We start from the raw sequence: 26,511 nt of genomic DNA, 5'->3' as shown, positions 1-26,511 counted from the left end.
CGACCGTCATGAGGGCCTCACGCCTGCGCAACTGAGGCGATCGGCGAGGCCGTTCGCATGGTCGCCATTGCAATGAGGGCGGCGACGAGGTTGGCGGCTGCACTGATCGCCACCGGAATGAAGTAGCTGTGGCTGATGTCGTAGGCGAAGCCGGCGGCGCTCGGGCCCAGCAGCGTGCCAACGGCGACGCTGGTGTAGAGGATGCCGATGATGCCGCCGACATTGCGGCCGCCGAAATGGTCGGTGACGACAGCGGGCAGGATCGCGACCCAGCCGCCATAGAACAGGCCGAAAAGCAGCGCGAAGACCGTGAGCGACCAGAAGGTGCCGGCGATCGCCCAGATCGCCAGCGAGACGGCCATGCCGAGATACATCGCGACCAGGAATGCATCGCGGCCGACGCGGTCGGCGATGCCGCCGAGGAAGAACCGGCCGGCCGTGCTGCCGACCCCGATCATCCCGAGCAACAGCACGGCCAGCGTCGGCGCCACCTGATGATCGACCGCAAACGGCACGAGGTGCACGAAGGGCACGAATACGCCGAACGCGCTGATCAGGCAGGCGGTATAGAGCCCGGCGAAGCGCGCGCTCCGTACCGCGCCGCGGATCGAGACGCCCTGGCGGAGCGGCGCGCCCGAAACCGTCTCGAGCGGATCGCCGTCCGGTCCGGTGCCGTAGCGGCGCGGATCGTCCGCGATCAGCAGCGATGCACCGATCCCGGCGACGGCGGCGACAACGCCCAGCAGGACATAGGCATCGCGCCAGCCGAGGCTCGTGATCAGCCAGGTCGCGAGCGGCGCCATCACCAGCGTGCCGACCCCGATCCCGCTGACGGCGAGGCCCGACGCAAAACCGCGCCGCCTGACGAACCAGCGCTGCACGGCGCCCAAGGTCGGCACGTAGGCGCAACCGACGCCGGCGCCGATCCCGATGCTGTAGGCGGCATAGACCTGGAGGATGGTCTGGGCCTGTCCCGCCAGCACCATGCCGAGACCGACCAGCGCCATTCCGAGGCCAGCGAGCCTGCGTGCGCCCCAGCGATCGGCAAGCGGACCGGAGATCATCCCCAGGCCGAAATACAGGAAGCCAGCGAAGGAGAACACCAGCGACACCGAGCCGCGCGAGGCGCCGAACTCCCGCTGCAGGGACTCGACGAAGGACGAGAATGTGTAGGCGCTGCCGAAGCCGATCAGCGTCACGACGAAGGCTGCTGCGACGACGTACCAGCCGTAGAACGGTCTGGCTCGTTGATAACCGGCGTGCATGACGGCATTCCTCATGATCGTTCTCCCTGTGCCGCATGACCACCGGCCGTGCTCGGCGGGTAGAGCAGCATCTGCGTGCAGCGAAACAGCGCGATGGTCTTGCCTGTCGCCTCGCTGCGGATCTCGGCGTCCCACACCTGGGTGGTGCGCCCGGCGTGAACGAGGCGGGCCTCGCAGCTCACGCCGCCTTCGCGCGCGGCGCCGATGAAGTTGGTCTTCAACTCCCCGGTGGCGAAGCCGATGGCGCCGTCCGGCAACGACGCGAGGCACCCGAACCCGCATGCGGTATCGGCCAATGCGACGATGCTTGCGCCGTGCAGCAGCCCGTGCGGCGAGAAGTGTTTTGCGGCAATCTCGAAGCGGCCGCGGATGTGGCCACGTCCGGCTTCGAGCCATTGAAAGTCCAAGAGGCTGGGCAGGCTGCCGGCTTGCGACGCGTTGATGCGCCCGACGAGCGGGCCGGTCTGGCCGCCTGCAGCGATCTCGCGGATGGCGAGCTTGTTTGCGACCTCAGTCATGGCTTGCTCCATCAGGTGAGCTGAGCCGTCGGGAGCGGCAGAGAAGGTTAGAAAATCTAAGTTCCATGGTTCGACTTTCTCTGCGTTGACGCGGCTTTCAGCATCGGATTAGGCTGATAGGGCGCCCGTAACGCTGAATTGGCAAACCAGATTTGCTGCGCAATTGAGATTAGAAAATCTAAATTATGGAAAGCAGGCTTCCACCGCTGAACGCGCTCAAGGCGTTCGAATCCGCCGCTCGCCATCTCTCGGTGAAGCTCGCGGCCGAGGAGCTATGCGTGACGCCGGGCGCGGTCAGCCAGATGCTCAAGACGCTTGAAGTCGATCTCGGCGTGAAGCTGTTCGAGCGGGTGCCGCGCGGTATCTATCTCACCGACGCCGGCCGCGACTATCTGCCGTCGATCCGCAACGCCTTTCGCCAGATCGCGGATGCCTCGCGCCGCGTCGCGGCATCCGTCGATGTCGGTACGCTGACGGTGAGCGTCACGCCATTCTTTGCGTCGGCCTGGTTGGTACCCCGCATGGCCTCGTTCCAGGGCGCGCATCCCGAGATCGATCTGCAGATCGTCACCAGCAACACAGTGGTGGATTTCTCGCGCAGCGGCGTTGACGTCGCGGTGCGCCATGGCCTTGGCCGCTATCCGGGGCTGCGCAGCGACCGCGTCGTCACCGTGGAGATGGTGGCGGTCGCATCGCCGTCGCTGGTGGAGCGACTTGGCCGGCCGGCATCTCCGGGCGAACTCGCGGGCTGGCCGCAGGTGCATGACGCCGATCGCAAGGGGTGGAGCCTGTGGTTTCAGGCCAACGGCATCGCGGAGGTTCGCACGCCGCGCGGACCCTCGTTCGATGACAGCGGCCTTCTGCTGAAGGCCGTGCTGACGGGGCAGGGCGCGGGCCTGCTGCCGGCCGCGATGGTGGCACATGAGATCGCGAGCGGTGAACTGGTCCAGCTGCTCGAGACCGCGCATCTGGAGGAGTTCGCCTACTATCTCGTCTGTCCCGACAACAGGCAGTCGCTTCCGAAGATCGCGGCGTTCAGGGATTGGATCCTGGGACCGGAGGCTCAGTCGGCGGCGGAGCACTAAAGCGCGACGAGATTATGTCAGGTCGAGCAACGGACTCTGCTTCACCTCGCCCCGTGTGCGGCAGGGCTATCGCATATGAGCTCGGTCGCTCCACAAACTCGTCATGCCCGGGCTTGTCCCGGGCATCCACGTCTTTGTTTGCAGGCGAAGAAAGACGTGGATGGCCGGGACAAGCCCGGCCATGACGGTGCGGACAAATCCATTTCCTCCCATATGCGATAGCCCTGCCGTGTGCGGGGAGAGGTCGGATCGCATGGAGCGAGGCGCAATGTGATCCGGGTGAGGGGGAATCTCCGCGAGTCTAACTCGAAGTTATTTTGCGGATGCAGCCCCTCACCCCAACCCTCTCCCCGTAAGAACGGGGAGAGGGAGCACAGCGGGCAGTGGACAGCTTACCGATAGAACGCGTTGGGCGGCACGCCAAAATGCTTGCGGAACATCGCGGTGAAGGCGCTCTGGCTGGCATAGCCGGCATCGAGCGCGACATCGATCACGCGGGCGCCGCGCGCGAGGCGTTCGAGCGCGAACAGCAGGCGGGCCTGCTGACGCCATTCGCCGAACGTCATGCCGGTTTCCCTGGCGAACAGACGATGGATGGTCTTCGACGTCAGCTTCAGCCGGCGCGCCCATTGCTCCGCCGTGGAGCCATCGTCCGGGTGGGCCACCAGCGCGGCGCAAATCCGCGCGAGCCTTTCGTCGCGCGGCATCGGCAGGTGCAGCGGCAGCACATCGACTTCGCGCAGCTGGTCGAGCAGCACGCGCATCAGGCGCTCGTCGGAGGTCGCGGGCGCATAGTCCAGCGGGACGCGCATCGCGGCGACGAACAATTCGCGCAGCAGCGGCGAGACCGCGAACACGCAGCTGGCCTCCGGCAGATCGGGAGCCGCGTCGGCGCCCACGAACACGGTGCGGATCTTGACCGGGCCGCACATCCGGACCTCGTGCGCGAGATCGGCCACCAGCCACACCGCGCGGTTGGGCGGCACCACCCAGGTGCCTTCAGCGCAGCGCACGACCATTACGCCCTCGACCGCATAAAGCAGCTGGCCGCGCGGATGCGCGTGCAGGCCGGTCGACGCGCCGCTCGGATAGTCGATCTCCATCGCCGCCATCGGCCGCGCCGTGGCGTGATAGTCGAGGTGCCGTGTGATCAGCTCGTCCAACACGTCTTCGTCTCGAATGTCCCAATCTCGCTAGGTGGGGTCACTCTAGCGTGAGACGGACGTTAGGGCGACAGGTCGTTGCTGGAGTGTCCTTCACCAACGCGCTGCCGGGTCATGTTCAAGCAGAAAGTCGCACTTCTCTATCCCTTCGTTGCCATCGTGCTGTGGGCGGGCAACGTCATCGTCTCTCGCCTCTCGGCGCACACGATCGGTCCGCAGGCGATCACCTTCTATCGCCTGCTGGTCGCGGTGCTGCTGATGTCTCCGTTTGTGGCGCGCGGCGCCTGGCGCAATCGCCGTGCGATCTGGCCGCATCTCGGTCCGCTCGCGATCCTCGGCTTCCTTGCGATGTGCCTGTTCCAGAGCCTGTCGTATCTGGCGGCCGAAACCACCACCGCGACCAACATGGCTGTCTTCACCGCGCTGACGCCGCTGTTGACGGTCGCCCTCAGTGCCGCGCTGCTCGGCGAACCGCCGACGCTTTGCATGATCTGGGGCGCGCCGCTGTCGTTTGCGGGCCTCGTCTATCTCGTCAGCGGCGGCGACTTGTCGTCGCTGTTGCAGAACGGCGTGCATGCGGGCGACGCGCTGATGCTGCTGGCCGCGATCGTTTATGCGCTGTACGGTGTGCTGCTGAAACGCTGGAATCTCGCGATCACTGGATGGCAGTCCACCTACATGCAAGCGCTGTGCGCGCTGGCCGTGATGTTTCCCGCCTTCCTCGCGACGCCGGCGCCGCTGCGTCAGGTCAACGCCGAGACTTTGCCGCTGATCGTCTATGCCGGCGCGCTCGCCTCGGTCGTGCTGCCGTTCCTCTGGATCCGCGGCGTCGCGCAGCTCGGCCCGAACCGCTGCGCGATCTTCATGAATCTCTTGCCGGTGCTGACCGCTGTGGCCGCGATCGTGATGCTCGGCGAGCCGGTCAAACCATTCCACGTCGTCGGCGGCGGCCTCGCGCTGCTCGGTGTCGCCTGCGCGCAGGCCTTGCCGCGGCCGCTAAAGACCGCGATCGATGCGCGATAACGAAGTGACGGATCGCCGATCTCGCTGTTTTGATCGCATGTGAGAAGCCAGGGCAGAATACAGCGCTACGCTCGGCGATCACCTGTTCGGTGAAACGGAGTGATCGCGATGCGTGTTGCCTTGCGTGTTTGCTTGCCTATGTCCTTGGCCTTGGCGTTGCCGCTTGTGATGCTGTGGAGCTCGGTTGCCGGCGCCGCATCGGCGCATCATCGTCGCGTGCGACAGCACCTCATCATCCGTCCAAGTGAACAGGTCGTCCCTCCGGACCGGTACGTATATCCGGGCTTTGGCCCGATCCCGCCCGGCGAGAACCGAAACCTCGATCCATCCACCCGCGGCAGCGGCTGACGTCGTCGCCGCCGCACTGATGCTTCATCGCATCGATCGCTCTGCCCGCGTGCAAGGAGTTGGTCGAAGACCGAGCTATGCTGCGTCGGTCACCATCTTGTGCTGAGATCTCTCGGCGACACGCTTTTCGAGCGTGGCAATCGTTCCCTTGAGATTGGCGTGCCGCTCATTGAGCGACCTTGCCAAAATCGGATACCTCGCGTCCGATCGGTCATAAATTCCCACGCGCGCTTCTTCGGTCGCGATGTCGGCTTCGATCTGCTGGCAGGCCAGGATGAGATCGGACAGCATCTTGCTGACCGTCGACTCGCGTCCGCCACGTCCGCGACCTGTCTCAAAACGATGATGCATGTTCATTTGCGTGCTCCGAATGTCTGAGTTCGGCACACCGAGAACAGCTGGCGCCGAACTACTCACGGATACATCGCAAGTTCCCTGCCAGTTCGGGGTCCGTGAGAATACTGTCGGGGCGGCGCGGCGTATGCCGCCGGGGGGGCGACAGTTTGATGGCTCGGACTAGTCTCGCCGCCACGCCGGAACGCAAGCACCCAGCGTGATGCGCTTGTAGTCTCGCGCGGCGTCCTGATCTCCCGCCTGTTCGGCAAACCTAACCGCTGCTTCCATGTCTTGAGCGGCGGACGCGCTGTCGCAGAATTGGCTGCGAATTTCAGCCCGGTATCGATATGCCCTGTAGTTCATCGGGTTATACTGAAGCGCAAGGTTGTAGCTACTTTGCTCCTCGGTGGCGCCTCGGCGCGCTTCATCCGACTGACTGCCGAAATTGGTTTGGCGATTGAGCGCCTGGAGTGTCCCGAGCTCCGTGTAACGCAGAGACATCGCACCGAGACTGGCAGGAAGTGCGTCACCCGACGAAGAAGGTTGCCTCGCCGAGGAACGTTCAATTTCGATCTTCTTGTACTTGATGGCGTTGCCGTAGTCTCGCAAGCCTTGGAAGGTGCTCGATATTTCACCGGTGATCGACGCTAGATAAGCGGTCGAGAGGCGTCGATCGCTCAGCAGGTTGAGACACGCCCGTATCTTTGCCTGCGCAGGCAAGACGTCGCGGCATTCCTTGTCAACCACACGCCACTCGTCCCGCGAATGCAGCGTCGGCGGCGTCTGCGCAGCAGGCAGAACGAGAACCAGCGCGAAACAGATCGCTAACCTGAGACCGCGACTTGGGCCATCCATCTATTTCTTCGCCTTCAGCTCGATCTCGACCGGCCGGCGGATTCTTCGTGCGGGCGCCGTGATCAGTTGATGCCAAATAATCAAGCCGAGGGAAAGCTGACGCGGTTCATGGATGGACCTAAAAGTGGGGCCGTTCGTGACTGGGAAAGACCGAACGGCCCCAGCCGGCCCGTAGTGCCAAAATGGAAGAAATAGGCCGGCGCTCCAGCTACGGAGTCGCCGGACAGATGGTTTCACCAGTGCCAATTGACGTCGCTACCGTACGTCCCCGATGCGGCTGCTTGCTATGAACGGGCAGGGTCGGCTTGATGACAGGTCGTCAGGACAAACGCCGTCTTGCTGCATTGCCACTCGCTGCCAAGCGCAGCGCTCGAGACCGGCCGCGGGGCAGCAGCGATCGCCAGCACAACAACCATGCAAGCCAGCGAAGTCGCGACCACGAGCCTGCCTGCCTTGGATGAGAAGCGCTGCCGTAACCAGGGACCCAAGTCGGCGGATCGGCGAAGCTGGGCGTTACGCAGAACCTGGTCGGTATCCTGGAAGTGGATGCCACTGTCTTGCTGCATGGCTTTACCCCGGAAATGTTCAGGTGAAATAAACAATGCGGGGATGGTGGGCGCGGTTTGTTGCGTGCTCGCTTCGCGGAGCCGGGAATGATGTTTCATTCACGCGGAGGTGACAACCGGTCCAGGCCAGGGGCCGATGCCGGCATTCCTCCAGGACGACCCTCTTAGGACCGCCGCTCAAGAGTGAGTAAAGGGCTGCTTTTTCTGCGGCTTATGGACAATACCGGGCGAACAAGAGATCTGGAAAATACTTTCGAAGTCACAGTCAGCGGGTCGCACGCCAACACCGTTTTGGATGTGGGCGATTGCCTCGGCGGTCCCCCATTTCGGATGGAGCAACGGCGAAGGCGCCATCAAAGGTGCGGCGCTCGCCGTGTTGGTCGCTGGGCTGCTCGATAGGCCGCTTCCGGATCGTCTGCCCGGCTGGGCAACCGACTGGATCTGGTCGAATCCCCAAAAAGTACGCCGCCGGTCTCAAAAATACACGCCCGGCGGCGTTTCCTTCCTGAACTGGGACACTGAAATCCCCAGCACGGTCAAAAGTGCAGACGCTATGCCATCGCGGTTCGCGCCGGGGCGGCTAAGTACCCATGCCGCGTCGCTGGATGGCTTGACCTAGATCAAACCCCACGACCGAAAAACAGCCTCGCATGCGCTCCTCCTGTAATTTCAATGGAGGGTAGCATGGCAGTAGTCGTGCAGTACGTGGTCAAGCCGAATCCAGGCGGTGACCTCGCAGGAATACTGGAATTGGCAAAGGAGAGTGCCGGGCTTTGGCGCAAGCATGGTGGCAAACCAAGGTTCTGGTCTGTCGCCGTCGGTGAAGCCGGCAATTTCGTTTTCTCAGTAAATTTTGAGACGTTTTCGGCTTATGGCGCGGCGGTTGATAAGCTAAACGCCGATCCAGCTTTCCAGACCTGGCAAGCGAAGAGATTGAAAGCGGGCTTGACCACCCTTGTGCGCGCGAACATGGCGATCGAGATTGAACTTTAAGGGAGCGCCGTTCAGCACGCCAAAAGTACGCCGCCGGGCTCGAAATGGCATTGTCCCGGCGGCGCTTCTTTATCCAGCCTTGGTCATATTTGCAGTAACGGTCGAACTGATCGCCGTCTCAAGTTTCGGAAAATCGGCTCGATTCTGAGAGATGAATTTGACCACGCTCTCGCACGAGGTTGTCACCCATGTCTTAGGTACGACCTGTTACCCATGTCTCCGGGCTGGACCATAGTTGGCTGGCGGAGACGGAGGGATTCGAACCCTCGATAGGCCTTTACAAGCCTATAACGGTTTAGCAAACCGCCGCCTTCAGCCACTCGGCCACGTCTCCAATGGCGCCGATATGCCCGAGAGGGCGCTGAGCCGCAAGCGGCAGATTCAGATTGCGCCAAGGTGATTTGAGGGCAACTCGGCCGCCGGCCGTCCCCAAGCCTTTATAAACCGCGCCGATCGGCTCGTATCGGAGCGCGCGGTTGCTTAAAATGCAAGATATAACAATAGATTAGCTGGATCTTTGGTCGAGGCTGGAAGCTGCGGTCGCCCAGCCTGTTGAAAACCGGTTGCGCCGGCTCATTCCACGCTGGCGCCGCGTCGCAAATCGGCCTCGATCTGCAATTTGGTGCCGCCGCCGAACCGGGCGCGATAGACCTGCAGGTTTTCCATGATCCGCTGGACGTAGTTCCGCGTCTCCGAGAACGGAATCAGCTCGACCCAGTCGACCGCGTCGACCTTGGGATCGCGCGGATCGCCATAGCGCTCGATCCACTTCCGCACGCTGCCGCGGCCGGCATTGTAGGCGGCGAAGGTCAGGATGTAGGAGCCGCGATAGTCCTCGAGCAGGCCGCCGAGCTCGGCGGCGCCGAGCATCGCGTTGTAGACCGGATCGGTCTTCATCCGGTTGAGGTCGAAGCCGATGCCGGCGCGCTTGCAGACGTAACGTCCGGCGTCCGGCGTCACCTGCATCAGGCCGTAGGCCTGGGCCGGTGACACCACCGCAGGATTGAACGCGCTCTCCTGGCGCGCGATCGCGTAGACGACGCTTTGCTCGACCTCCGGCCCGACCTGGCGGAACGAGGGGATGCCGTTCACCGGATAGGCGTAATGGTCGAACGGCAGTCCGCGGTTGAGCGCGGCCTTGCCCATCAGCAGCATGCCGCGGGCATCGCCGTGGCGCGCGGTGAGCTCGCCGAGGCCGGCAAGGGCTTCCGGATCGCCATTGTCGCCAATGTCGCCGAAGATCGGGATCGCGAGCTCGCGCGCGTCGATTTCGTAGAGCAGCGCTACCGCGCGTACGATCTCCAGCCGCTCGGCGCCGCGGCCGCGCGGCGCGCTGTTCAGCTCGATCTGCGGCAGGCCGAGCTTGGCGCGCGCGAGCTGGCCGTAATAGCTGGTGGACTGCTCGGCCGCGCGTCCGTAGGCGGCGCGCGCCTCCTGGCCGCGGCCGGCGGCTTCCGCGGCGCGGCCCTGCCAATAGCCGGCACGCGCCAGCGCGGTCGGATTAGCGCTGCCGACGCCGATCCGCGCGAAATGCTGGGCGGCGAGGGCGGGATCGTTGAGGAAGCGCAGCGCGATCCAGCCCGAGGTGAATTCCTGCTCGGTCTTGTAGATGTCGCGGGCCGGCAGCGCCGCGTCGCGCGCGATCAGATAGGCGGTGCGAAACTCGTTGGTGTCGATCATCTTGCGCGCCAGCAGCCGGCGCTCGATCCACCATTCGTCGACGTTGTAGAGGCGGGAAGCTTCCTTCGGTGCGCTCAGCATCAGCCGCGCGGCTTCGGAGAATTTCTCCTCGCGGCGGAGCAACTGGATCCTGGCGAACAAGTAGCCGGTGTCGCCGGAGAGTTCGCTCGGCACGGCTTCCAGCAGCGCGCGCAGGTTCGAACCCTTGCGGGTGGCGGCGATGCGTGCTTTCGCGAGCGCCACGTAGCCGGAGCCAAGGCGCTTGGCTTCGCGCATGCCGGCGGCCTCGTTGTCGGTGCCGTACAGCATGGTGTCCATGCGTGCCTTGTGGTCGCCGGCAGTCAGGAAGGAGCCGAACAGCTCAAGCGCGGTGTTTTCGGTGTCCTCGCTCATCCCGTCGTTGCGCCAGGCCTCGCGGACCAGGCGCTCGGCATTGCCGCGGTCGCCGCGTCCGATCATCACCTTGGCGAGCGCGAGCCGGCCCTTGGCCGAGACCGGCGATTCATTCTGGAACCAGGCCCAGACCGCGGAATCGTCGCGGCGGTCGTCCCACAACGAGGCCTCGATGCGGCGACGCAGGAAGGTCTGCGACGGCCAGCTCGGATTGGCATCGAGGAAAGCGCGGTAGCGCTCGACCGAGGCGCCGTTGTCCTCGCTGCGCAGGATCAGCCATTCGGCAAGCTTGCGCGCGACCGGATCTGAGATCGAGGCCTCGGCCTCGGTGGCGTCCGCCGGCTTGCGCTTGCGCAGCAGCTCGACGACGCTTGCAAGCGCTTCCTTGTCCGAGTGCGACGTCGAGGATGTCGCGGCCACGGCCGCAGGCAGCACCGGCTTGCGCGCGATCGGCGCGGCATGCTGGCGGGTTGCCGGAACCAGTGCGGGCGCGGGCACCGACCTGTTCGATACAGTTCCGGTTGCAACCGGAGAGGCGGGCTTTGACGCGGTGGTCTTTGACGTGGTGCCCTTGGATTCCGTTGTCTTCGGAGCCGTTGCCTTGTGAGCTTCGGTCTTGGCAGGAGCGGCCTTGGCTCCGTCTGTCTTGACCGCACCGGGCTTGGGCGACGTTGTCTTGTGAGCTTCGGTCTTGTGAGTGTCAGCCTTGGCCGCGTCGGACTTGGCCGCGTCAGTCTTGGCGGCGCCGGGTTTGGTCGCCGCTGGCTTTGAAGCCGCCGCCTTCGGAGCCGTGGACTTTGGCGCGGTCTTGGAGGCGGCGCTCTTGGAAGCCGCGTCTTGGGCAGCCGGCTTTGCAGTTTGAGCATCCTCGGCGGCCCAGGCATCGGCCGTGATGGCTGCAAGGCCGACAACGAGCGCCAGGCTCGTCGCCAGCGCCGTCGACCGCAATGTGCCTGCACGAACGGAACGGATCACAGAAGTCCTCTGCGGCCCCGAATCATCTGGTCGTTTGGGCCATGGGTTCTTATTTGATTGAAAACGTACACAAAATACTAAGAAGCCTGCCGGTGCGGCTGTTTGCGCCAGCACAACGGCAAAATCGCGGCTGGAAACGATTTCGCGCGCCGCAGATTACCGTTGGGAATAGGTACGGTACGGCCCTTTCGCCTGTCCGCCAGACCCGATATGAATTGCCTTTCATGGCGTTTCGCAACAACCGGGTGCCGGTCGCACGGACGTGAAGCGCGCCAACAACAAAGGTCCGTCGACCTAGCCTTTAGCCTGAAGCGTTTGGAGGAAGTCCATGGCAGCCAAGACAAAATTCCGGGGATCATTCACTGCCTTGGTGACGCCCTTCAAAAACGGCTCGGTGGACGAAGTCGCCTTCCGCGGCCTTGTGAACTGGCAGATCGCCGAGGGCACCCACGGCCTGGTGCCGGTCGGCACCACCGGCGAGAGCCCGACGCTGAGCCACGACGAGCACAAGCGGGTGGTCGAGTGGTGCATCGAGGAGGCCAAGGGCCGGGTGCCCGTGATCGCCGGCGCCGGCTCGAATTCGACCAAGGAGGCGATCGAGCTCGCCGAGCACGCCGAGAAGGCCGGCGCCACCGCGGTGCTGGTCGTGACGCCGTACTACAACAAGCCGACCCAGGAAGGCTTGTATCAGCACTTCAAGGCGATCAACGATGCGATCGGCATTCCGATCATCATCTACAACATCCCGCCGCGCTCGGTGATCGACATGTCGGTCGACACCATGAAGCGGCTGTTCGAGCTGAAGAACATCGCCGGCGTCAAGGACGCCACCGCGAGCATGGTGCGGGTCTCGCAGCAGCGCGCGGCGATGGGCGAGGATTTCAACCAGCTCTCCGGCGAGGACGCCACCATCATCGGCTACATGGCCCATGGCGGCCATGGCTGCATCTCGGTGACCTCGAACGTCGCGCCGCGGCTGTGCTCGGAGTTCCAGACCGCCTGGCAGAAGGGCGACGTCACCACGGCACTGAAGATCCATGACAAGCTGATGCCGTTGCACACCAACCTGTTCATCGAGAGCAATCCGGCGCCGGTGAAGTACGCGATGTCCCTGCTCGGCAAGCTGGACGAGAAGCTGCGCCTGCCGATGGTGCCGGTCACCGAAGCGACCCGCCAGGCGGTCCGCAGCGCCATGGTCCATGCCGGCCTGATCAACTGAGCCGGACCGCGACCGCCGTGAACAGTGCCGTGCGCAATGTCGAGCAGAAGGGGATGGGCATGCTGAAGGAATTCCGCGAATTCGCCATGAAGGGCAATGTCGTCGACCTCGCCGTCGCCGTCATCATCGGTGCGGCCTTCGGCGCGATCGTCACCTCGCTGGTCGGCGACATCATCATGCCGATCATCGGCGCGATTACGGGCGGACTCGACTTCTCCAACTATTTCACCGGGCTTTCCAAGGCCGTGAACGCGACCAACCTCGCCGACGCCAAGAAGCAGGGCGCGGTGCTGGCCTGGGGCAGCTTCCTGACGCTGACGCTCAATTTCCTGATCGTCGCTTTCGTGCTGTTCATGGTCGTCCGCTTCATGAATCAGTTCAAACGCAAGGATGAGGCCAAGCCCGCCGAACCGCCGAAGCCGTCCGACGAAGTCGTGCTACTGACGGAAATCCGCGACCTCCTCAAGAAGAGCTAAAGTGGCCGAGAAGAACGAACGCCCGATCAAGGTTGTTGCCGAAAACCGAAAGGCCCGCTTCAACTACGCAATCGAGGACACGATCGAGGCCGGCATTTCGCTGACCGGCACCGAGGTGAAATCAATCCGCAACGGCAAGAGCACGATCGCGGAATCCTATGCGGATTCCAAGAACGGCGAGATCTGGCTGATCAACGCCAATATTCCTGAATATCTGCAGGCCAACCGCTTCAACCACGAGCCGAAGCGGCCGCGGAAGCTGCTGCTGCATCGCAAGCAGATCAACAAGCTGCTCGGCGCGGTCGACCGCGAGGGCATGACGCTCATTCCGCTGAAGCTGTATTTCAACGAGCGCGGCCGTGCCAAACTGCTGCTTGCGGTTGCCAAGGGCAAGAAGCTGCACGACAAGCGCGAGACCGAGAAGAAGCGCGACTGGAGCCGCGAGAAGGGCCGCCTGATGCGAGCGCGGGGATAGCACGGTGCGGAACGGCGTCATTGCGATGACGGCGGATGGAGAGGGTCCGATGAGCCAGAGCAGCCTCACTGACGTCGACTGGAGCAAGATCCCGGCGCCGACGGATGACGGCGGCGCGGCGCACCTCGTCGGCATGACGATCCCGCCGGTCAGGCTGCGCGCCACCGACGACACCGCGGTGGCGCTGTCGGCGCTCAAGGGCCGCACCGTGGTGTTCGCCTATCCGCGAACCGGCGAGCCCGGCAAGATCGGGCTGGTCGACGATTGGGACATGATCCCGGGCGCCCGCGGCTGCACGCCGCAGACCTGCGCGTTCCGCGACCTGTTCGCCGAGCTGAAGGCGGCCGGCGCTGCCCAGGTGTTCGGGCTGTCGACGCAAAGCAACGCGTACCAGACCGAGATGGCCTCGCGCCTGCATCTGCCGTTTCCGGTGCTGTCAGACGAAGCGCTGGAACTGACGCACACGCTGAAGTTGCCGACGATGTCGGTGGCGGGGCTGATCCTGATCAAGCGGCTCGCCCTTGTGATCGACGATGCGCGCATCAGCCACGTGTTCTATCCGGTGTTCCCGCCCGACCGGAACGCCGGAGACGTGCTGGAATGGCTGAAGGCCAATCCGCGGACGGACTAGAGCAATATGAAGTCGTGGGGTCGTTGCAGGGGGCGCTGCCAAAATATCGAGAACAACCCCATGCAAAGTAGCCGGCGGCGGCCGGCGTTCACCCAGGCAACTTGACACGTCGGGCAATTCAGGGATATTTTCTATTATTCCGAAGTCGCGCGAGCGTCCTGTAGCATTTGCAGACTTTGGATAGCGGTTCGCTAAGCGGACACCGGAAGGGGCGCTAGCCGAGCTCCTTGCGCACGGTCGCGAACACCTTGCGGAACATATCGGTCGTCAACACGCCGGTGTTCGTGTTGTAGCGCGAGCAGTGGTAGCTGTCGTAGAGCTTGAATTTGCCCGCACTATGCACGGCACCGTGCACAAAGGGCGCGGCAGCCAAACGAACATCCAGTGCCTTGAGAGTCGATTCGTGGGCGATTCGCCCGAGAAGCACGATCGCGCGCAGCTTCGGCATCGCGGCGATGGTGGCGCGGAGGAATTGCCGGCAGGTGTTGATCTCGGCCGGCAGCGGCTTGTTCTGCGGCGGCACGCAGCGCACCGCATTGCTGATCCGGGCGTCGACCAGCTTCAGCCCGTCGTCCGGCCGCGCCTGATAGACGCCGCTGGCAAAACCATATTCGAGCAAGGTCGCGTAGAGCAGATCACCGGCGTAGTCGCCGGTGAAGGGACGGCCGGTGCGGTTGGCGCCCTGCAGGCCCGGCGCGAGGCCCACGATCAACAACAACGCATTCGGATCGCCGAACGATTCCACCGGCGAGTTGAACCAGTCCGGATGCAGTGCGCGCGCCTGCGCGCGGAAGTCGGCCAGCCTGACACAAAGCTGACAGTTGCTGTCGGGGCGCGTAGCAGCAGCGACGAGATTACTCGTCGAAATCGTCATCGGCTCCCCGTGGGGCCATGGTGGTCGCGCGCTGCAGGAATTGCGGGGAGTGGTGGCGCGGTTCGCGCGGGGCCGGGCGTTCGGACGGATCACGGCCAAGCTTGGATTGCAACTCGACGAGGTCGGTGAAGACGTCGGCCTGGCGGCGCAGCTCGTCGGCGATCATCGGCGGCTGGCTGGCGATGGTGGAGATGACCGTGACGCGAACGCCGCGGCGCTGCACTGCTTCCACCAGCGAACGGAAGTCGCCATCGCCGGAAAACAGAATCATCTGGTCGATGTGCTCGGCGAGTTCCATGGCATCGACGGCGAGCTCGATGTCCATGTTGCCCTTCACCTTGCGGCGGCCGCTGGCGTCGATGAATTCCTTGGTCGCCTTGGTGACGACGGTGTAGCCGTTGTAATCGAGCCAGTCGATCAACGGGCGGATCGACGAATACTCCTGATCCTCGATGATCGCCGTGTAGTAGAACGCACGGAGCAGGGTGCCGCGACTCTGGAACTCCTTGAGGAGGCGCTTGTAGTCGATGTCGAAGCCCAGCGTCTTTGCGGTGGCGTAAAGATTCGCTCCGTCGATGAAGAGCGCGATCTTGTTGGAAACAGGTGACGACATCAAAGTGTTCTCGCGTGGTTGTTAGTGTTCTTAGCGCGGCGGTGATCAACCGCGCGCAATTTCCGGCGTTGCTGCCTAAAGTTCTGTGAATCTTTCCCCACGACAGTCACCACCGCAATTATGGTGAGGCGAGGGCAAAAAGCCTAGACCCTTGACATTGCAATGAAGAGATTTACTCGCCTGGGACAGCAACCTGGCCATGTCGTCAGACGCTCCGGCCCTTCTGGCCCCCGTCAGACCGGGTTATCAGAGCCTGTTCGGAAGGCAAATCACAAATTTTACCTTGCGAAACGGGGGCTAGCCCTATAACTAACCCTCATAACCTACATGTTCGGTCCCTTTTACCACGGAGCGCCTCGAGATGGCTCGCGTCACCGTCGAAGATTGCATTGACAAGGTCGACAATCGTTTCGACCTCGTCCTGTTGGCCGCGCATCGCGCCCGGATGATCTCCTCGGGGTCGCAACTCACGGTTGATCGCGACAACGACAAGAATCCGGTCGTCTCGCTGCGCGAGATTGCCGATTCGACGATCTCGCCGGAAGACCTGAAAGAGGAACTCGTTCACTCCCTGCAGAAGTTCGTCGAGGTCGACGAGCCCGAGCCCGACACCGTGCCGCTGATCGGTTCCGCCGGTGCCAGCGTCGACGCCGACGACACCGAGGTGGCGGTCGAGCGGATGACCGAGGAAGAGCTGCTGAAGGGCCTCGAGGGTCTGGCGCCCCCGGAGGAGCAGCCCGAGGAAGACGAGTAAGCTCGCCGTCGTTTCGAACAGATTTGCCGAAGGCCCGGACATTGCTCCGGGCCTTTGCTTTTGTTGACAATTTTGCTGTTACGGTGCGTCCTACGCGGACGCGGGAAATTGAATGGTTCCAAGGCCCGCGCGGGGTGCTGCTTCATTGGAAAGCGCACTAGATTGAGGAAAGGTGGGACGTTCCGGTCCCGCGCGAGAGGCAGCGAGTTCATGGCGTATCGACGCCGCAGTTCCATCCAGATGCAGGCTGCAACCGAAACGGTCGCGGTGGCGCCGACGTCGTCCACGGCGGAGAGGCCGGCCAAGCCGCGGACGCGAATGATGCGACAATATGACCTTGTCGAGCGCGTCCGCTCCTACAACCCCGACACCAACGAAGACCTGCTCAACCGCGCCTATGTCTACGCCATGAAGGCGCACGGCACGCAGACCCGTGCTTCCGGCGATCCCTATTTCTCGCATCCGCTCGAGGTCGCTGCGATCCTCACCAACCTCAAGCTCGACGACGCCACGATCGTGGCGGCGCTGCTGCACGACACGATCGAGGACACCGAGGCGACGCGGGCCGAGATCGACAATGTGTTCGGCCACGAGATTGGCGCGCTGGTCGAAGGCCTGACCAAGCTGAAGCGGCTGGAACTGGTGTCGCGCGAGGCCAAGCAGGCCGAGAATTTGCGCAAGCTGCTGCTTGCGATCGCCGACGACGTCCGCGTGCTGCTGATCAAGCTCGCCGACCGGCTGCACAACATGCGCACGCTGGAATTCGTGCCGCCGGCCTCGCGCCGCCGCATCGCCGAGGAGACGCTGGATATCTATGCGCCGCTGGCCGGTCGCATGGGCATGCACGAGATGCGCGAGGAACTCGAGGACCTGTCGTTCTTCGTGCTCGATCCAGAGGCCTATGCGGTGGTCAAGCAGCGGCTCGACTCGCTGGCCGAGCGCAACCGCAATTTGATCGGCGAGATCGAAACCCAGCTCTCCAAGAACCTGCAGAAGAACGGCATCACCGCGCGGGTATTCGGCCGCCGCAAGCAGCCGTTTTCGATCTGGACCAAGATGGAGCGCAAGTCGGTCGGCTTCGAGCAGCTGTCCGATATCTACGGCTTCCGCATCATCCTCGACGATGTCGGCGCCTGCTACCGCGCGCTCGGCATCGTCCACACCACCTGGCCGGTGGTGCCGGGCCGCTTCAAGGACTACATCTCGACCCCGAAGCAGAACGACTACCGCTCGATCCACACCACGGTGATCGGGCCGGGCAAGCAGCGCGTCGAGCTGCAGATCCGCACCGAGGACATGAACCAGATCGCCGAGTTCGGTATCGCCGCGCATGCCTTCTACAAGGAAGGCGCGGGCTCGCCGCACGAACGGCTGAAGCACGAGTCCAACGCCTTCGCCTGGCTGCGCCACACCATCGGCATCCTCTCGGAAAGCGCCAATCCGGAAGAATTCCTCGAGCACACCAAGCTCGAGCTGTTCCACGACCAGGTGTTCTGCTTCACGCCGAAGGGCAAGCTGATCGCGCTGCCGCGCAACGCCAACGTGATCGATTTCGCCTATGCCGTTCACACCGGTGTCGGCAACAGCGCGGTCGGCTGCAAGATCAACGGCAAGTTCGCGCCGCTGTCCTCCGAGCTGCAGAACGGCGACGAGGTCGAGGTGCTGACCTCGAAGGCACAGTCGGCGCCGCCGTCGGCCTGGGAGGCGCTCGCCCGCACCGGCAAGGCGCGGGCTGCGATCCGCCGTGCCACCCGCGACGCGGTGCGCGACCAGTATGCCGGCCTTGGCCGCCGCATCGTCGACCGCCTGTTTGCCCGCGCCAAGATCGAATATGCCGACGACAAGCTGAAGGGCGCGTTGCCGCGGCTCGCGCGCAGCTCGATCGAGGACGTGATGGCCTCGGTCGGGCGCGGCGAGATCAAGGCCTCCGACGTCGCACGCGCGATGTATCCCGACTACAAGGAAGAGCGGCTGGTGCGCTACGGCGCCAAGAAGGGCCTCGCCGCCAAGCTGAAGACGCAGAACCCGCCGCATCCGGCGCGCGCCACCTCGGTGATCCCGGTGCGCGGCATCAATTCCGACCTGCCGGTGAAGTTCGCGCCGAACGGCGGCGCCGTGCCGGGCGACCGGATCGTCGGCATCGTCACGCCGGGCGAGGGGATCACGATCTATCCGATCCAGTCGCCGGCGCTGAAAGATTTCGAGGAGGAGCCGGAGCGCTGGCTCGACGTGCGCTGGGATATCGACGAGACCATGCCGCAGCGCTTCCCGGCCCGTATCCTGGTCCACAATGTCAACGAGCCCGGCAGCCTCGCCCAGATCGCGACCGTGATCGCCGAGCACGACGGCAATATCGACAACATCCACATGTCGCGCCAATCGCCCGATTTCACGGAGCTGACCATCGATCTTGAGGTCTATGACCTCAAGCATCTCAGCGCTATCATCGCCCAGTTGCGCGCCAAGGCCGTCGTCGCTCGGGTCGAGCGCGTCAATGGGTGAAGATGGATGCGCGGGGCATGGGCGAGCGGAAGCGACGCCGTCCTTCGACGGCTATGCCCGCGCATGACAGGATAGAATTGCAGGTCCAGGGAAATGTCGAAGGCTCCGCCGCTGCGTCTCGGTATCAATGTTGATCACGTCGCCACCCTGCGCAACGCCCGGGGCGGAGCGCGGCCCGATCCGGTGCGGCTGGCGCTTGCCGCGATCGCGGCCGGCGCCGACGGCATCACCGCGCATTTGCGCGAGGATCGCCGCCACATCCGCGATGAGGACATGGCGCGGCTCAAGGCCGAGATCTCCAAGCCGCTGAATTTCGAGATGGCGGCGACCGACGACATGCTGCGGATCTCGCTCGCCACCAAGCCGCACGCGGTTTGCCTGGTGCCGGAACGGCGCCAGGAGCTCACCACCGAAGGCGGCCTCGACGTGGTCGGCCAACACAACGCACTGGCGCCGTTCATCGCGCGGCTCAATGACGCCGGCATCCGCGTCTCGCTGTTCATTGCCGCCGATCCCAGGCAGATCGAGATGGCGGCGAAGCTGAAGGCGCCGGTGATCGAGATCCACACCGGCGGCTGGTGCGACGCCGTGGTCGACAGCCACCAGGACAAGGCGGAGGCCGAATGGAAGCGCATCGTCGCCGGCGCCAGGCTCGCGCAGGCGGCCGGGCTCGAGGTCCATGCCGGCCACGGGCTCGACTATGACACCGCGGAGACGATTTCCGCGCTGCCCGAAATCCGGGAGTTGAACATCGGTTATTTCATGATGGGCGAGGCACTGTTCGTCGGCATCGCCGGGACGGTGCGTGAGATGCGTGCGGCGATGGACCGCGGCCGCGCCAGGGCGCAGGGTGGCGTCAGCGCATGATCATCGGCATCGGCTCCGACCTGATCGACATCACCCGGGTGGCCAAGGTGATCGAGCGCCATGGCGAGCGATTCCTCGATCGCATCTTCACCGACGCCGAGCGCGCCAAGGCGATGCGCCGCGCCAACAACGAGAAGATGGTGGTCGCAACCTACGCCAAGCGCTTTGCCGCCAAGGAGGCTTGCTCCAAGGCGCTCGGCACCGGTATCCGGCGCGGGGTGTGGTGGAAGGACATGGGCGTCGTGAACCTGCCGGGCGGGCGGCCGTCGATGCGGCTGACCGGCGGGGCGCTGGCCCGGCTGCAGGAACTGACGCCCGAGGGCATGCAGGCGCAGATCGACCTTTCGATCACCGACGATTGGCCGTTGGCCCAGGCCTTCGTCATAATTTCGGCGGTTGCCCCCGCCAGATGATCCCGCGGTGCCGGATTCTGCCGGAAAACTTCAGCAAACTAAAAAATCATTGATATTTCAATGAATTGCGAAGTTTTGAGGCGGCGATTGATTGCGCCCCTGCGAACAACCGTCTAAAACGCCGCAGGGTTATATCGAGCGAGACGCTGATTCCGGGTTTAGGCCGGAATTTGCCCTCAAGATCAGAATCAAGGCCATTTTCCTCACGCGAAGGCCGAACGCTTCGCGCGAAGAGAACGTTCTGCCACCGCGTGGACATCAGTCCACGGGAATTGAGAAAGCAATGAGCGTGACCACCGGGACCAAATCTGAAAGCGGCTTGGGCGAGACCATCCGCGTCGTCATCCATGCTCTTCTGATCGCGCTCGTCATCCGCACCTTCCTGTTCCAGCCGTTCAACATCCCCTCCGGGTCGATGAAGGCGACGCTCCTGGTCGGCGACTACCTGTTCGTCTCGAAATATTCCTATGGCTACAGCCACTACTCGATCCCGTTCTCGCCGAACATTTTCTCGGGCCGCATCTTCGGCTCGGAGCCGAACCGCGGCGACATCGTGGTGTTCCGCCTGCCGCGGGATGACTCCACCGACTACATCAAGCGCGTCATCGGGTTGCCCGGCGACCGCATCGAGGTGAAGAGCGGGCTGCTCTACATCAACGATGAGCCGATCAAGCGGGAGCGGCTGAGCGACTTCGTCGGCGAGGATCCCTGCGGCTCGGCGGATGCGACCGCCCGCGTCAAGCGCTGGAAGGAGACGCTGCCGAACGGCGTCAGCTATGAGACGCTGGACTGCACCGACAACAGCTACATGGACAACACCATCGTCTACACCGTTCCGCCCGGGCATTTCTTCATGATGGGCGACAACCGCGACAACTCCACCGACAGCCGCTTCCTGTCGCAGGTCGGCTACGTGCCGTTCGAGAACATCATCGGGCGAGCCCAGATGATCTTCTTCTCGATCGCCGAGGGCGAGCAGGCCTGGATGATCTGGCGCTGGCCGCTTGCCGTGCGGTGGAATCGCCTATTCTCTATCGTGCGATGAACGACGATACCGCATCCATCAACGATCCAGCGCCGACCGGCGAGCCGAGCCAGACGCCTGCCGCCGATGGCACAGCCGCGCCGAAGAAGCGGCGCAGCAAGGCGGCCAAGGCCGCTGAGGAGAAGGCCGCGATCGCCGGCACCGAGGCGCGGATCGGGTACACGTTTCAGGATCCCGCGCTGCTGACCACCGCGTTCACCCACGTCTCCGCGCTGAAACCCGCCACCCGCAACCGCGCCGACAGCTACCAGCGGCTGGAGTTCCTCGGCGACCACGTGCTCGGGCTGATCGTATCGGACATGCTGTTCCGGTCGTTCCCCAAGGCCGACGAGGGCGAATTGTCGAAGCGGCTCGCCGACCTCGTGCGCAAGGAGAGCTGCGCCGACGTCGCCAAGGCGCTCGGGCTGCTCGAGGACATCAAGCTCGGCATGGTGAAGGCGGTCGAGGGCGCCCGGCTGCGCAAGTCCGTGCTCGGCGATATCTGCGAAGCGGTGATCGGGGCGATCTTTCTCGACGGCGGCTATGATGCCGCACGCCAGTTCGTCGAGCGCAACTGGACCGAACGGATGCACAAGCTGCGCCGGCCGCTGCGCGATCCCAAGACCGTGTTGCAGGAATGGGCCCAGGGCAAGGGGCTGCCGACGCCGGTCTATCGCGAGGTCGAACGCACCGGTCCGCATCACGATCCACAATTCCGCGTTGCGGTCGACCTGCCGGGCCTGGCCTCCGCCGAGGGCCTCGGTGGCAACAAGCGCGCGGCCGAGAAGGCGGCGGCATCCGCGATGATCGAGCGCGAAGGCGTCGGCACCAATGACTGACGAGGCCAAAGGGCAAGGGGACGCGACGCGCTGTGGCTTCGTCGCGCTGATCGGTGCGCCCAATGTCGGCAAGTCGACGCTGGTCAATGCGCTGGTGGGCTCCAAGGTCACGATCGTTTCGCGCAAGGTGCAGACCACGCGCGCACTGATCCGCGGCATCGTGATCGAGGGCAACGCGCAGATCATTCTGGTCGACACGCCCGGCATCTTCGCGCCGCGGCGCCGGCTTGACCGCGCCATGGTGTCGACCGCCTGGAGCGGCGCGCACGACGCCGATCTCGTCTGCGTGCTGCTCGATGCGAAGTCGGGCCTCGACGAAGAGGCCAACGCGATCCTGGCCAAGCTCGAAACCGTCGCGCATCCGAAGATCCTGGTGCTGAACAAGGTCGATCTCGTGCAGCGCGAGAAGCTGCTGGCGCTGGCGCAGGCCGCCAACGAGCGGATGCGCTTCGAGCACACCTTCATGATTTCGGCGCTATCCGGCGACGGCGTTGCCGATTTGCGCCAGACGCTCGCCAAGCTAGTGCCGGCGGGGCCGTTCCTCTATCCCGAGGACCAGATGTCGGATGCGCCGATGCGGCATCTGGCGGCCGAGATCACGCGCGAGAAGATCTACAGCCATCTGCATCAGGAACTGCCGTACCAGTCGACGGTCGAGACCGACAGCTGGACCGACCGCAAGGACAAGTCGATCCGCATCGAGCAGACGATTTTTGTCGAGCGCGAGAGCCAGCGCAAGATCGTGCTCGGCAAGGGCGGCGCCACCATCAAGTCGATCGGCGCGCAGGCGCGTGCCGAGATCGCCGAGATCATGGGCGTCCCCGTGCATCTGTTCCTGTTCGTCAAGGTGCGCGAGAACTGGGGTGACGATCCCGATCGCTACAAGGAAATGGGACTGGAATTCCCCAAGGAATAAGAGTCGACGCTTGCATGAACGTGCCCAGAAATGTGCTGTGGTTTGAGGTTCTGCTCTATATGTCGCTGACGCTGGATGCGCTGTCGGTGGCGTTCCAGGACCGCACGCCGACCGTCCTGAAGACCGAGCAGGTGATCATGGGTGAGACCCTGACGGCCGGCTGCATGATCCTGCTCCTGATGTATTTCGTCCGGCTTGCCGCGCAGCACCGCAAGAACTGGCCGCGCTGGGCGCTGCTCGCGGTGCTCGTCTTGTCGGTGATGTCCCTGCTGCAGGTCATCGGCGCAAGGGGCATGGAGATCGACAGCGCCATCGAGGTGGTGTCATGCATCCTGACCACGGCCGGGCTGTATTATTCCTTCACCGGCGACGCGCGAGGCTGGTTCAACGCGTAGCGGCACCCACCGTCATTCCGGGGCGATGCGAAGCATCGAACCCGGAATCTCGAGATTCCGGGTTCGCGTCTTCGACGCGCCCCGGAATGACGCGTCGGATAGCTGCGTTCGTCAGCAAAATGCTGCTAGACTCCGCACATGGAATGGACCGACGAAGGCATCGTGCTGGGTGTGCGGCGGCATGGCGAATCCTCCGCCATCGTCGAGCTGTTGACGCGCGAGCACGGCCGCCATCTCGGCCTGGTGCGCGGCGGCGCCAGTTCGCGGATGCGGCCGCTGCTGCAGCCCGGCAACAGCGTCACCGCGGTATGGCGGGCGCGGCTCGACGAGCATCTTGGCATGTATGCGCTGGAGGGCACGCGGCTGCGCGCGGCGACGCTGCTCGGCTCGTCGCATGCGGTCTATGGCGTCACGCATCTGGCGGCGCTGGCCCGGCTGCTGCCGGAGCGCGATCCGCATGAGGACATCTACGAGATGCTGCAGGGGACGCTCGACGATTTCGAGGACGCAGGCGTTGCCGCCGTGCACCTGATCCGGTTCGAGCTCGCGATGCTGACCGAGCTCGGCTTCGGGCTCGACCTGGAAAACTGCGCGGCCAGCGGGGAGACCACCGACCTGATCTACGTGTCGCCGAAATCCGGCGGCGCGGTGTCGCGCGCCGCCGGCGAGCCGTGGCGCGACCGGCTGTTGCCGCTGCCGGCGTTCCTGCGCGAAGGCGAGGGCGGCGCCAACAGCTGGTCGGACCAGGACCTGCTCGACGGCTTCCAGATCACCGGCCTGTTCTTGCTCCGCCACGTGCTGGAGCCCCGCGGCCAGGGCCATTCCGACGCCCGCGACGGATTTATCAACGCCGTGACGAGGCGACGGGGCCGGAGCGCGGTTCCGTAAGGCCGATTCGGGCCTTAAATTCCCGCTGATTCGCGGCTTGCCCGATTCACCGCCAAGGTTTAACGCCTCCCCATGGGAAAACGACAGATTCCGCCGGAAGAGCCGGCCGAAATTCACGAGGTGCCGCTGCGTGACGCGCTCGAGGAGCGCTATCTCGCCTATGCGCTCTCGACCATCATGCACCGCGCGCTGCCTGATGCCCGCGACGGGCTGAAGCCGGTGCACCGGCGCATCCTCTACGGCATGGACCTGCTCGGGCTCGACCCGCGCGCCGCGTTCAAGAAGTCGGCCAAGATCGTCGGCGACGTGATGGGCTCGTTCCATCCGCATGGCGACCAGGCGATCTATGACGCCATGGTGCGCCTGGCGCAGGATTTCTCCTCGCGCTACCCGCTGGTCGACGGCCAGGGCAACTTCGGCAATATCGACGGCGACAACCCGGCCGCCTACCGCTACACCGAAGCGCGCATGACCGAGGTCGCGCGCCTCTTGCTCGAAGGCATCGACGAGGACGGCGTCGAGTTTCGTCTCAACTATGACGGTCAGTCGAAAGAGCCTGTCGTGTTGCCCGGCGGCTTCCCGAACCTGCTCGCCAACGGCGCGCAGGGCATCGCGGTCGGCATGGCGACCTCGATCCCGCCGCACAACGCCGCCGAGCTCTGCGACGCCGCGCTGCATCTGATCGAGAAGCCCGACGCCAAGTCGAAGGCGCTGCTGAAATGGGTCAAGGGCCCGGACTTCCCGACCGGCGGCATCGTGGTCGATTCCAAGGAAGCGATCGTCGAGGCCTACACCACGGGGCGCGGCTCGTTCCGCACCCGTTCGCGCTGGACCCAGGAGGAGGGCGCCCGCGGCACCTGGGTGGTCGTCGTCACCGAGATCCCGTGGCTGGTGCAGAAGTCGCGGATCGTCGAGAAGATCGCCGAGCTCATCAACGAGAAGAAGCTGCCGCTGGTCGCCGACGTCCGTGACGAGTCGGCCGAGGACGTCCGGCTCGTGATCGAGCCGAAATCGCGCACCGTCGATCCGGCGCTGATGATGGAGTCGCTGTTCCGGCTGACCGAGCTGGAAAGCAAGATCTCGCTGAACCTCAACGTGCTGATCAAGGGCCGCATCCCCAAGGTGGTCGGCCTTGCCGAGTGCCTGCGTGAATGGCTCGACCACCTGCGCGACGTGCTGGTCCGCCGGACCAAATTCCGCAAGACCCAGATCGAGCACCGCCTGGAAGTGCTGGGCGGCCACCTCGTCGCCTATCTGAACCTCGACAAGGTGATCAAGATCATCCGGACCGAGGACGAGCCGAAGCCGGTCTTGATGAAGACCTTCAAGCTCACGGAGATCCAGGCCGATGCCATCCTCAACATGCGCCTGCGCAATCTGCGCCGCCTGGAGGAGATGGAGATCCGCACCGAGGACAAGGATCTTCGCAAGGAGCTGAAGGGCATCGAGGGCCTGCTCGGTTCCGAGACGGAGCAATGGGCCAAGGTCAGCGATCAGGTGCGCAAGGTCCGCGATATCTTCGGGCCGAAGACGCCGCTCGGCAAGCGCCGCACCACCTTCGCCGATGCGCCCGAGCATGACCTCGCCGCGATCGAGGAAGCGCTGGTCGAGCGCGAGCCGTGCACCGTCGTGATCTCAGAGAAGGGCTGGGTACGGACGCTGAAGGGCCATGTCGAGGATCTCTCCGGCCTTGCCTTCAAGACCGACGACAAGCTCGAGCACTCGTTCTTCGCCGAGACCACCTCGAAGCTGTTGCTGTTTGCGACCAACGGCAAGTTCTATTCGCTCGACGTGGCAAAACTGCCGGGCGGCCGCGGCCATGGCGAGCCGATCCGCATGTTCATCGACCTCGAGCAGGACGCCGCGATCATCTCGCTGTTCGTCAACAAGGGCGAGCGCAAGTTCCTGATCGCGAGCAGCGAGGGGCAGGGTTTTGTCGTCAAGGAAGAGGACTGCGTCGGCAACACCCGCAAGGGCAAGCAGGTGCTCAATGTCGAGATGCCGAACGAGGCCCGCGCGATCACGACCGTGAGCGGCGACACCGTTGCGGTGATCGGCACCAACCACAAGATGGTGCTGTTCGGCCTCGACCAGGTGCCGGAGATGGCGCGCGGCCGCGGCGTGCGCCTGCAGAAATACACCAGCGCGTCGCTGTCTGACGTTGCGGTGTTCGACGCCAAGGCCGGCCTGAGCTGGAAGGATTCCGCCGGCCGCGAGCACAGCATGACCATGAAGGAACTGGCCGACTGGCGCGGCAACCGCGCCGACGCCGGCCGGCTCGCCCACGGCCTGCCGAAGTCGAACAAGTTCAATCGCGGCGTGGAGTAACGGTGTTGTAGCCCGGATGAAGCGAAGCGAAATCCGGGAGCTCGCGCCGGATCACCAGTGATCCCGGATTGCGCTTCGCTCCATCCGGGCTACGCCT

27 protein-coding genes and 1 tRNA gene are annotated in these 26,511 nt (G+C 64.2%); 18 read left to right on the top strand and 10 right to left on the bottom strand.

The window, feature by feature from the left end; all coding sequences use genetic code 11:
- Positions 1-17: 17 nt before the first annotated feature.
- Both ACVIHF_RS17440 and ACVIHF_RS17435 read right to left on the bottom strand, forming a co-directional pair.
- Positions 18-1,280: an MFS transporter gene (locus ACVIHF_RS17440; RefSeq protein ID WP_456792383.1), complete on the bottom strand. Its 1,263-nt coding sequence runs from the start codon at positions 1,278-1,280 to the stop codon at positions 18-20.
- Entirely contained in the window at positions 1,277-1,783 is a 507-nt protein-coding gene (locus tag ACVIHF_RS17435) for a PaaI family thioesterase (RefSeq protein ID WP_456792382.1), read from the bottom strand. Before ACVIHF_RS17435 ends, ACVIHF_RS17440 begins: the two co-directional genes overlap by 4 nt.
- A gap of 185 nt (positions 1,784-1,968) precedes the next feature.
- Between ACVIHF_RS17435 and gcvA the strand changes: the two genes are divergently transcribed.
- The gene (gene gcvA, locus ACVIHF_RS17430) at positions 1,969-2,868 is read left to right on the top strand and encodes a transcriptional regulator GcvA (RefSeq protein ID WP_456792381.1); all 900 of its coding nucleotides are present in this window, start codon (positions 1,969-1,971) and stop codon (positions 2,866-2,868) included.
- 392 nt (positions 2,869-3,260) lie between these two features.
- Here the strand turns inward: gcvA and ACVIHF_RS17425 are convergent, their stop codons facing one another.
- Entirely contained in the window at positions 3,261-4,034 is a 774-nt protein-coding gene (locus ACVIHF_RS17425) for an AraC family transcriptional regulator (protein WP_456792380.1), read from the bottom strand.
- A gap of 111 nt (positions 4,035-4,145) precedes the next feature.
- On the opposite strand from ACVIHF_RS17425, the gene ACVIHF_RS17420 reads away from it, so the two are divergent.
- Positions 4,146-5,054 carry a DMT family transporter gene (locus ACVIHF_RS17420; RefSeq protein ID WP_456792379.1) on the top strand — a complete coding sequence of 303 codons (909 nt, stop codon included), beginning with the start codon at positions 4,146-4,148 and terminating at the stop codon, positions 5,052-5,054.
- Positions 5,055-5,477: 423 nt separating this feature from the next.
- On the opposite strand, the gene ACVIHF_RS17415 is transcribed toward ACVIHF_RS17420, so the two are convergent.
- From ACVIHF_RS17415 to ACVIHF_RS17405, 3 genes are all read right to left on the bottom strand, one after another.
- On the bottom strand, positions 5,478-5,759 hold the full coding sequence (locus ACVIHF_RS17415; protein WP_456792378.1) for a hypothetical protein: 282 nt from the start codon (positions 5,757-5,759) through the stop codon (positions 5,478-5,480).
- Between the two features lie 159 nt (positions 5,760-5,918).
- Complete coding sequence (locus tag ACVIHF_RS17410; RefSeq protein ID WP_456792377.1) at positions 5,919-6,485, bottom strand: hypothetical protein; 567 nt, start codon at positions 6,483-6,485, stop codon at positions 5,919-5,921.
- Positions 6,486-6,877: 392 nt separating this feature from the next.
- Positions 6,878-7,258: a hypothetical protein gene (locus ACVIHF_RS17405; protein ID WP_310881968.1), complete on the bottom strand. Its 381-nt coding sequence runs from the start codon at positions 7,256-7,258 to the stop codon at positions 6,878-6,880.
- 196 nt (positions 7,259-7,454) lie between these two features.
- Between ACVIHF_RS17405 and ACVIHF_RS17400 the strand changes: the two genes are divergently transcribed.
- On the top strand, positions 7,455-7,778 hold the full coding sequence (locus ACVIHF_RS17400) for a hypothetical protein (protein WP_456792376.1): 324 nt from the start codon (positions 7,455-7,457) through the stop codon (positions 7,776-7,778).
- Positions 7,779-7,843: 65 nt separating this feature from the next.
- Entirely contained in the window at positions 7,844-8,152 is a 309-nt protein-coding gene (locus tag ACVIHF_RS17395) for a hypothetical protein (protein ID WP_157340985.1), read from the top strand.
- Between the two features lie 240 nt (positions 8,153-8,392).
- On the opposite strand, the gene ACVIHF_RS17390 is transcribed toward ACVIHF_RS17395, so the two are convergent.
- Positions 8,393-8,486, bottom strand: a tRNA-Ser gene (locus ACVIHF_RS17390).
- 239 nt (positions 8,487-8,725) lie between these two features.
- The gene (locus ACVIHF_RS17385) at positions 8,726-11,197 is read right to left on the bottom strand and encodes a transglycosylase SLT domain-containing protein (protein ID WP_456794101.1); all 2,472 of its coding nucleotides are present in this window, start codon (positions 11,195-11,197) and stop codon (positions 8,726-8,728) included.
- Between the two features lie 331 nt (positions 11,198-11,528).
- Between ACVIHF_RS17385 and dapA the strand changes: the two genes are divergently transcribed.
- From dapA to ACVIHF_RS17365, 4 genes are read left to right on the top strand one after another with little or no spacing between them, the layout of a single operon-like run.
- A complete protein-coding gene (gene dapA, locus ACVIHF_RS17380) occupies positions 11,529-12,419 on the top strand; it encodes a 4-hydroxy-tetrahydrodipicolinate synthase (protein WP_456792375.1) in 891 nt (296 codons plus the stop codon).
- Positions 12,420-12,478: 59 nt separating this feature from the next.
- Positions 12,479-12,895, top strand: a complete 417-nt coding sequence (gene mscL, locus ACVIHF_RS17375; RefSeq protein ID WP_057020874.1) for a large conductance mechanosensitive channel protein MscL — start codon at positions 12,479-12,481, stop codon at positions 12,893-12,895.
- A 1-nt stretch (position 12,896) separates the two neighbouring features.
- Positions 12,897-13,370: an SsrA-binding protein SmpB gene (gene smpB, locus ACVIHF_RS17370; RefSeq protein WP_076834415.1), complete on the top strand. Its 474-nt coding sequence runs from the start codon at positions 12,897-12,899 to the stop codon at positions 13,368-13,370.
- A gap of 49 nt (positions 13,371-13,419) precedes the next feature.
- Positions 13,420-14,001, top strand: a complete 582-nt coding sequence (locus ACVIHF_RS17365) for a peroxiredoxin (protein ID WP_253608387.1) — start codon at positions 13,420-13,422, stop codon at positions 13,999-14,001.
- Positions 14,002-14,215: 214 nt separating this feature from the next.
- Here ACVIHF_RS17365 and ACVIHF_RS17360 read toward each other — a convergent pair whose 3' ends face one another.
- On the bottom strand, positions 14,216-14,875 hold the full coding sequence (locus tag ACVIHF_RS17360) for a uracil-DNA glycosylase (protein WP_456792374.1): 660 nt from the start codon (positions 14,873-14,875) through the stop codon (positions 14,216-14,218).
- Positions 14,856-15,488, bottom strand: a complete 633-nt coding sequence (locus tag ACVIHF_RS17355; RefSeq protein ID WP_016844002.1) for a LabA-like NYN domain-containing protein — start codon at positions 15,486-15,488, stop codon at positions 14,856-14,858. The genes ACVIHF_RS17360 and ACVIHF_RS17355 overlap by 20 nt, the downstream gene beginning before the upstream one ends.
- Before the next feature lie 361 nt (positions 15,489-15,849).
- On the opposite strand from ACVIHF_RS17355, the gene rpoZ reads away from it, so the two are divergent.
- The 10 genes from rpoZ to parC all read left to right on the top strand — a co-directional run bounded on the left by rpoZ (position 15,850) and on the right by parC (position 26,414).
- Positions 15,850-16,242, top strand: a complete 393-nt coding sequence (gene rpoZ, locus ACVIHF_RS17350; RefSeq protein WP_016844003.1) for a DNA-directed RNA polymerase subunit omega — start codon at positions 15,850-15,852, stop codon at positions 16,240-16,242.
- A 210-nt stretch (positions 16,243-16,452) separates the two neighbouring features.
- Positions 16,453-18,744 carry a RelA/SpoT family protein gene (locus ACVIHF_RS17345; RefSeq protein WP_026192848.1) on the top strand — a complete coding sequence of 764 codons (2,292 nt, stop codon included), beginning with the start codon at positions 16,453-16,455 and terminating at the stop codon, positions 18,742-18,744.
- A 93-nt stretch (positions 18,745-18,837) separates the two neighbouring features.
- Positions 18,838-19,611: a pyridoxine 5'-phosphate synthase gene (locus ACVIHF_RS17340; RefSeq protein ID WP_456792373.1), complete on the top strand. Its 774-nt coding sequence runs from the start codon at positions 18,838-18,840 to the stop codon at positions 19,609-19,611.
- The gene (gene acpS, locus ACVIHF_RS17335) at positions 19,608-20,024 is read left to right on the top strand and encodes a holo-ACP synthase (protein ID WP_021078359.1); all 417 of its coding nucleotides are present in this window, start codon (positions 19,608-19,610) and stop codon (positions 20,022-20,024) included. The genes ACVIHF_RS17340 and acpS overlap by 4 nt, the downstream gene beginning before the upstream one ends.
- A 283-nt stretch (positions 20,025-20,307) precedes the next feature.
- Positions 20,308-21,069, top strand: coding sequence for a signal peptidase I (gene lepB / locus ACVIHF_RS17330; protein WP_028333840.1), 762 nt, complete (start codon positions 20,308-20,310; stop codon positions 21,067-21,069).
- Positions 21,066-21,887 carry a ribonuclease III gene (rnc, locus tag ACVIHF_RS17325; RefSeq protein WP_456792372.1) on the top strand — a complete coding sequence of 274 codons (822 nt, stop codon included), beginning with the start codon at positions 21,066-21,068 and terminating at the stop codon, positions 21,885-21,887. Before lepB ends, rnc begins: the two co-directional genes overlap by 4 nt.
- Positions 21,880-22,803 (top strand): GTPase Era, encoded by a 924-nt coding sequence (gene era / locus ACVIHF_RS17320; protein WP_016844010.1) that lies wholly within the window; start codon positions 21,880-21,882, stop codon positions 22,801-22,803. Before rnc ends, era begins: the two co-directional genes overlap by 8 nt.
- A gap of 14 nt (positions 22,804-22,817) precedes the next feature.
- Positions 22,818-23,198 carry a hypothetical protein gene (locus tag ACVIHF_RS17315; RefSeq protein ID WP_225158904.1) on the top strand — a complete coding sequence of 127 codons (381 nt, stop codon included), beginning with the start codon at positions 22,818-22,820 and terminating at the stop codon, positions 23,196-23,198.
- A 138-nt stretch (positions 23,199-23,336) separates the two neighbouring features.
- Positions 23,337-24,086: a DNA repair protein RecO gene (gene recO, locus ACVIHF_RS17310; RefSeq protein WP_456792371.1), complete on the top strand. Its 750-nt coding sequence runs from the start codon at positions 23,337-23,339 to the stop codon at positions 24,084-24,086.
- 72 nt (positions 24,087-24,158) lie between these two features.
- A complete protein-coding gene (parC, locus tag ACVIHF_RS17305) occupies positions 24,159-26,414 on the top strand; it encodes a DNA topoisomerase IV subunit A (RefSeq protein ID WP_456792370.1) in 2,256 nt (751 codons plus the stop codon).
- Positions 26,415-26,511: the final 97 nt, after the last annotated feature.

The sequence above is a fragment of the Bradyrhizobium sp. USDA 4506 genome, assembly GCF_054058795.1.
The sequence above is the reverse complement of the archived record's forward strand: the minus strand, read 5'-3'. Positions and strand labels throughout refer to the sequence as shown.

Excerpts from the sequence above, each read along its gene's own strand:
- ACVIHF_RS17440 (WP_456792383.1), bottom strand. The coding sequence starts at position 1,280 with ATGAGGAATGCCGTCATGCACGCCGGTTATCAACGAGCCAGACCGTTC.
- ACVIHF_RS17435 (WP_456792382.1), bottom strand. The coding sequence starts at position 1,783 with ATGACTGAGGTCGCAAACAAGCTCGCCATCCGCGAGATCGCTGCAGGC.
- gcvA (WP_456792381.1), top strand. The coding sequence starts at position 1,969 with ATGGAAAGCAGGCTTCCACCGCTGAACGCGCTCAAGGCGTTCGAATCC.
- ACVIHF_RS17420 (WP_456792379.1), top strand. The coding sequence starts at position 4,146 with ATGTTCAAGCAGAAAGTCGCACTTCTCTATCCCTTCGTTGCCATCGTG.
- ACVIHF_RS17415 (WP_456792378.1), bottom strand. The coding sequence starts at position 5,759 with ATGAACATGCATCATCGTTTTGAGACAGGTCGCGGACGTGGCGGACGC.
- ACVIHF_RS17405 (WP_310881968.1), bottom strand. The coding sequence starts at position 7,258 with ATGAAACATCATTCCCGGCTCCGCGAAGCGAGCACGCAACAAACCGCG.
- ACVIHF_RS17400 (WP_456792376.1), top strand. The coding sequence starts at position 7,455 with ATGTGGGCGATTGCCTCGGCGGTCCCCCATTTCGGATGGAGCAACGGC.
- ACVIHF_RS17395 (WP_157340985.1), top strand. The coding sequence starts at position 7,844 with ATGGCAGTAGTCGTGCAGTACGTGGTCAAGCCGAATCCAGGCGGTGAC.
- dapA (WP_456792375.1), top strand. The coding sequence starts at position 11,529 with ATGGCAGCCAAGACAAAATTCCGGGGATCATTCACTGCCTTGGTGACG.
- mscL (WP_057020874.1), top strand. The coding sequence starts at position 12,479 with ATGCTGAAGGAATTCCGCGAATTCGCCATGAAGGGCAATGTCGTCGAC.
- ACVIHF_RS17365 (WP_253608387.1), top strand. The coding sequence starts at position 13,420 with ATGAGCCAGAGCAGCCTCACTGACGTCGACTGGAGCAAGATCCCGGCG.
- ACVIHF_RS17360 (WP_456792374.1), bottom strand. The coding sequence starts at position 14,875 with ATGACGATTTCGACGAGTAATCTCGTCGCTGCTGCTACGCGCCCCGAC.
- ACVIHF_RS17355 (WP_016844002.1), bottom strand. The coding sequence starts at position 15,488 with ATGTCGTCACCTGTTTCCAACAAGATCGCGCTCTTCATCGACGGAGCG.
- rpoZ (WP_016844003.1), top strand. The coding sequence starts at position 15,850 with ATGGCTCGCGTCACCGTCGAAGATTGCATTGACAAGGTCGACAATCGT.
- ACVIHF_RS17345 (WP_026192848.1), top strand. The coding sequence starts at position 16,453 with ATGGCGTATCGACGCCGCAGTTCCATCCAGATGCAGGCTGCAACCGAA.
- ACVIHF_RS17340 (WP_456792373.1), top strand. The coding sequence starts at position 18,838 with ATGTCGAAGGCTCCGCCGCTGCGTCTCGGTATCAATGTTGATCACGTC.
- acpS (WP_021078359.1), top strand. The coding sequence starts at position 19,608 with ATGATCATCGGCATCGGCTCCGACCTGATCGACATCACCCGGGTGGCC.
- lepB (WP_028333840.1), top strand. The coding sequence starts at position 20,308 with ATGAGCGTGACCACCGGGACCAAATCTGAAAGCGGCTTGGGCGAGACC.
- rnc (WP_456792372.1), top strand. The coding sequence starts at position 21,066 with ATGAACGACGATACCGCATCCATCAACGATCCAGCGCCGACCGGCGAG.
- era (WP_016844010.1), top strand. The coding sequence starts at position 21,880 with ATGACTGACGAGGCCAAAGGGCAAGGGGACGCGACGCGCTGTGGCTTC.
- ACVIHF_RS17315 (WP_225158904.1), top strand. The coding sequence starts at position 22,818 with ATGAACGTGCCCAGAAATGTGCTGTGGTTTGAGGTTCTGCTCTATATG.
- recO (WP_456792371.1), top strand. The coding sequence starts at position 23,337 with ATGGAATGGACCGACGAAGGCATCGTGCTGGGTGTGCGGCGGCATGGC.
- parC (WP_456792370.1), top strand. The coding sequence starts at position 24,159 with ATGGGAAAACGACAGATTCCGCCGGAAGAGCCGGCCGAAATTCACGAG.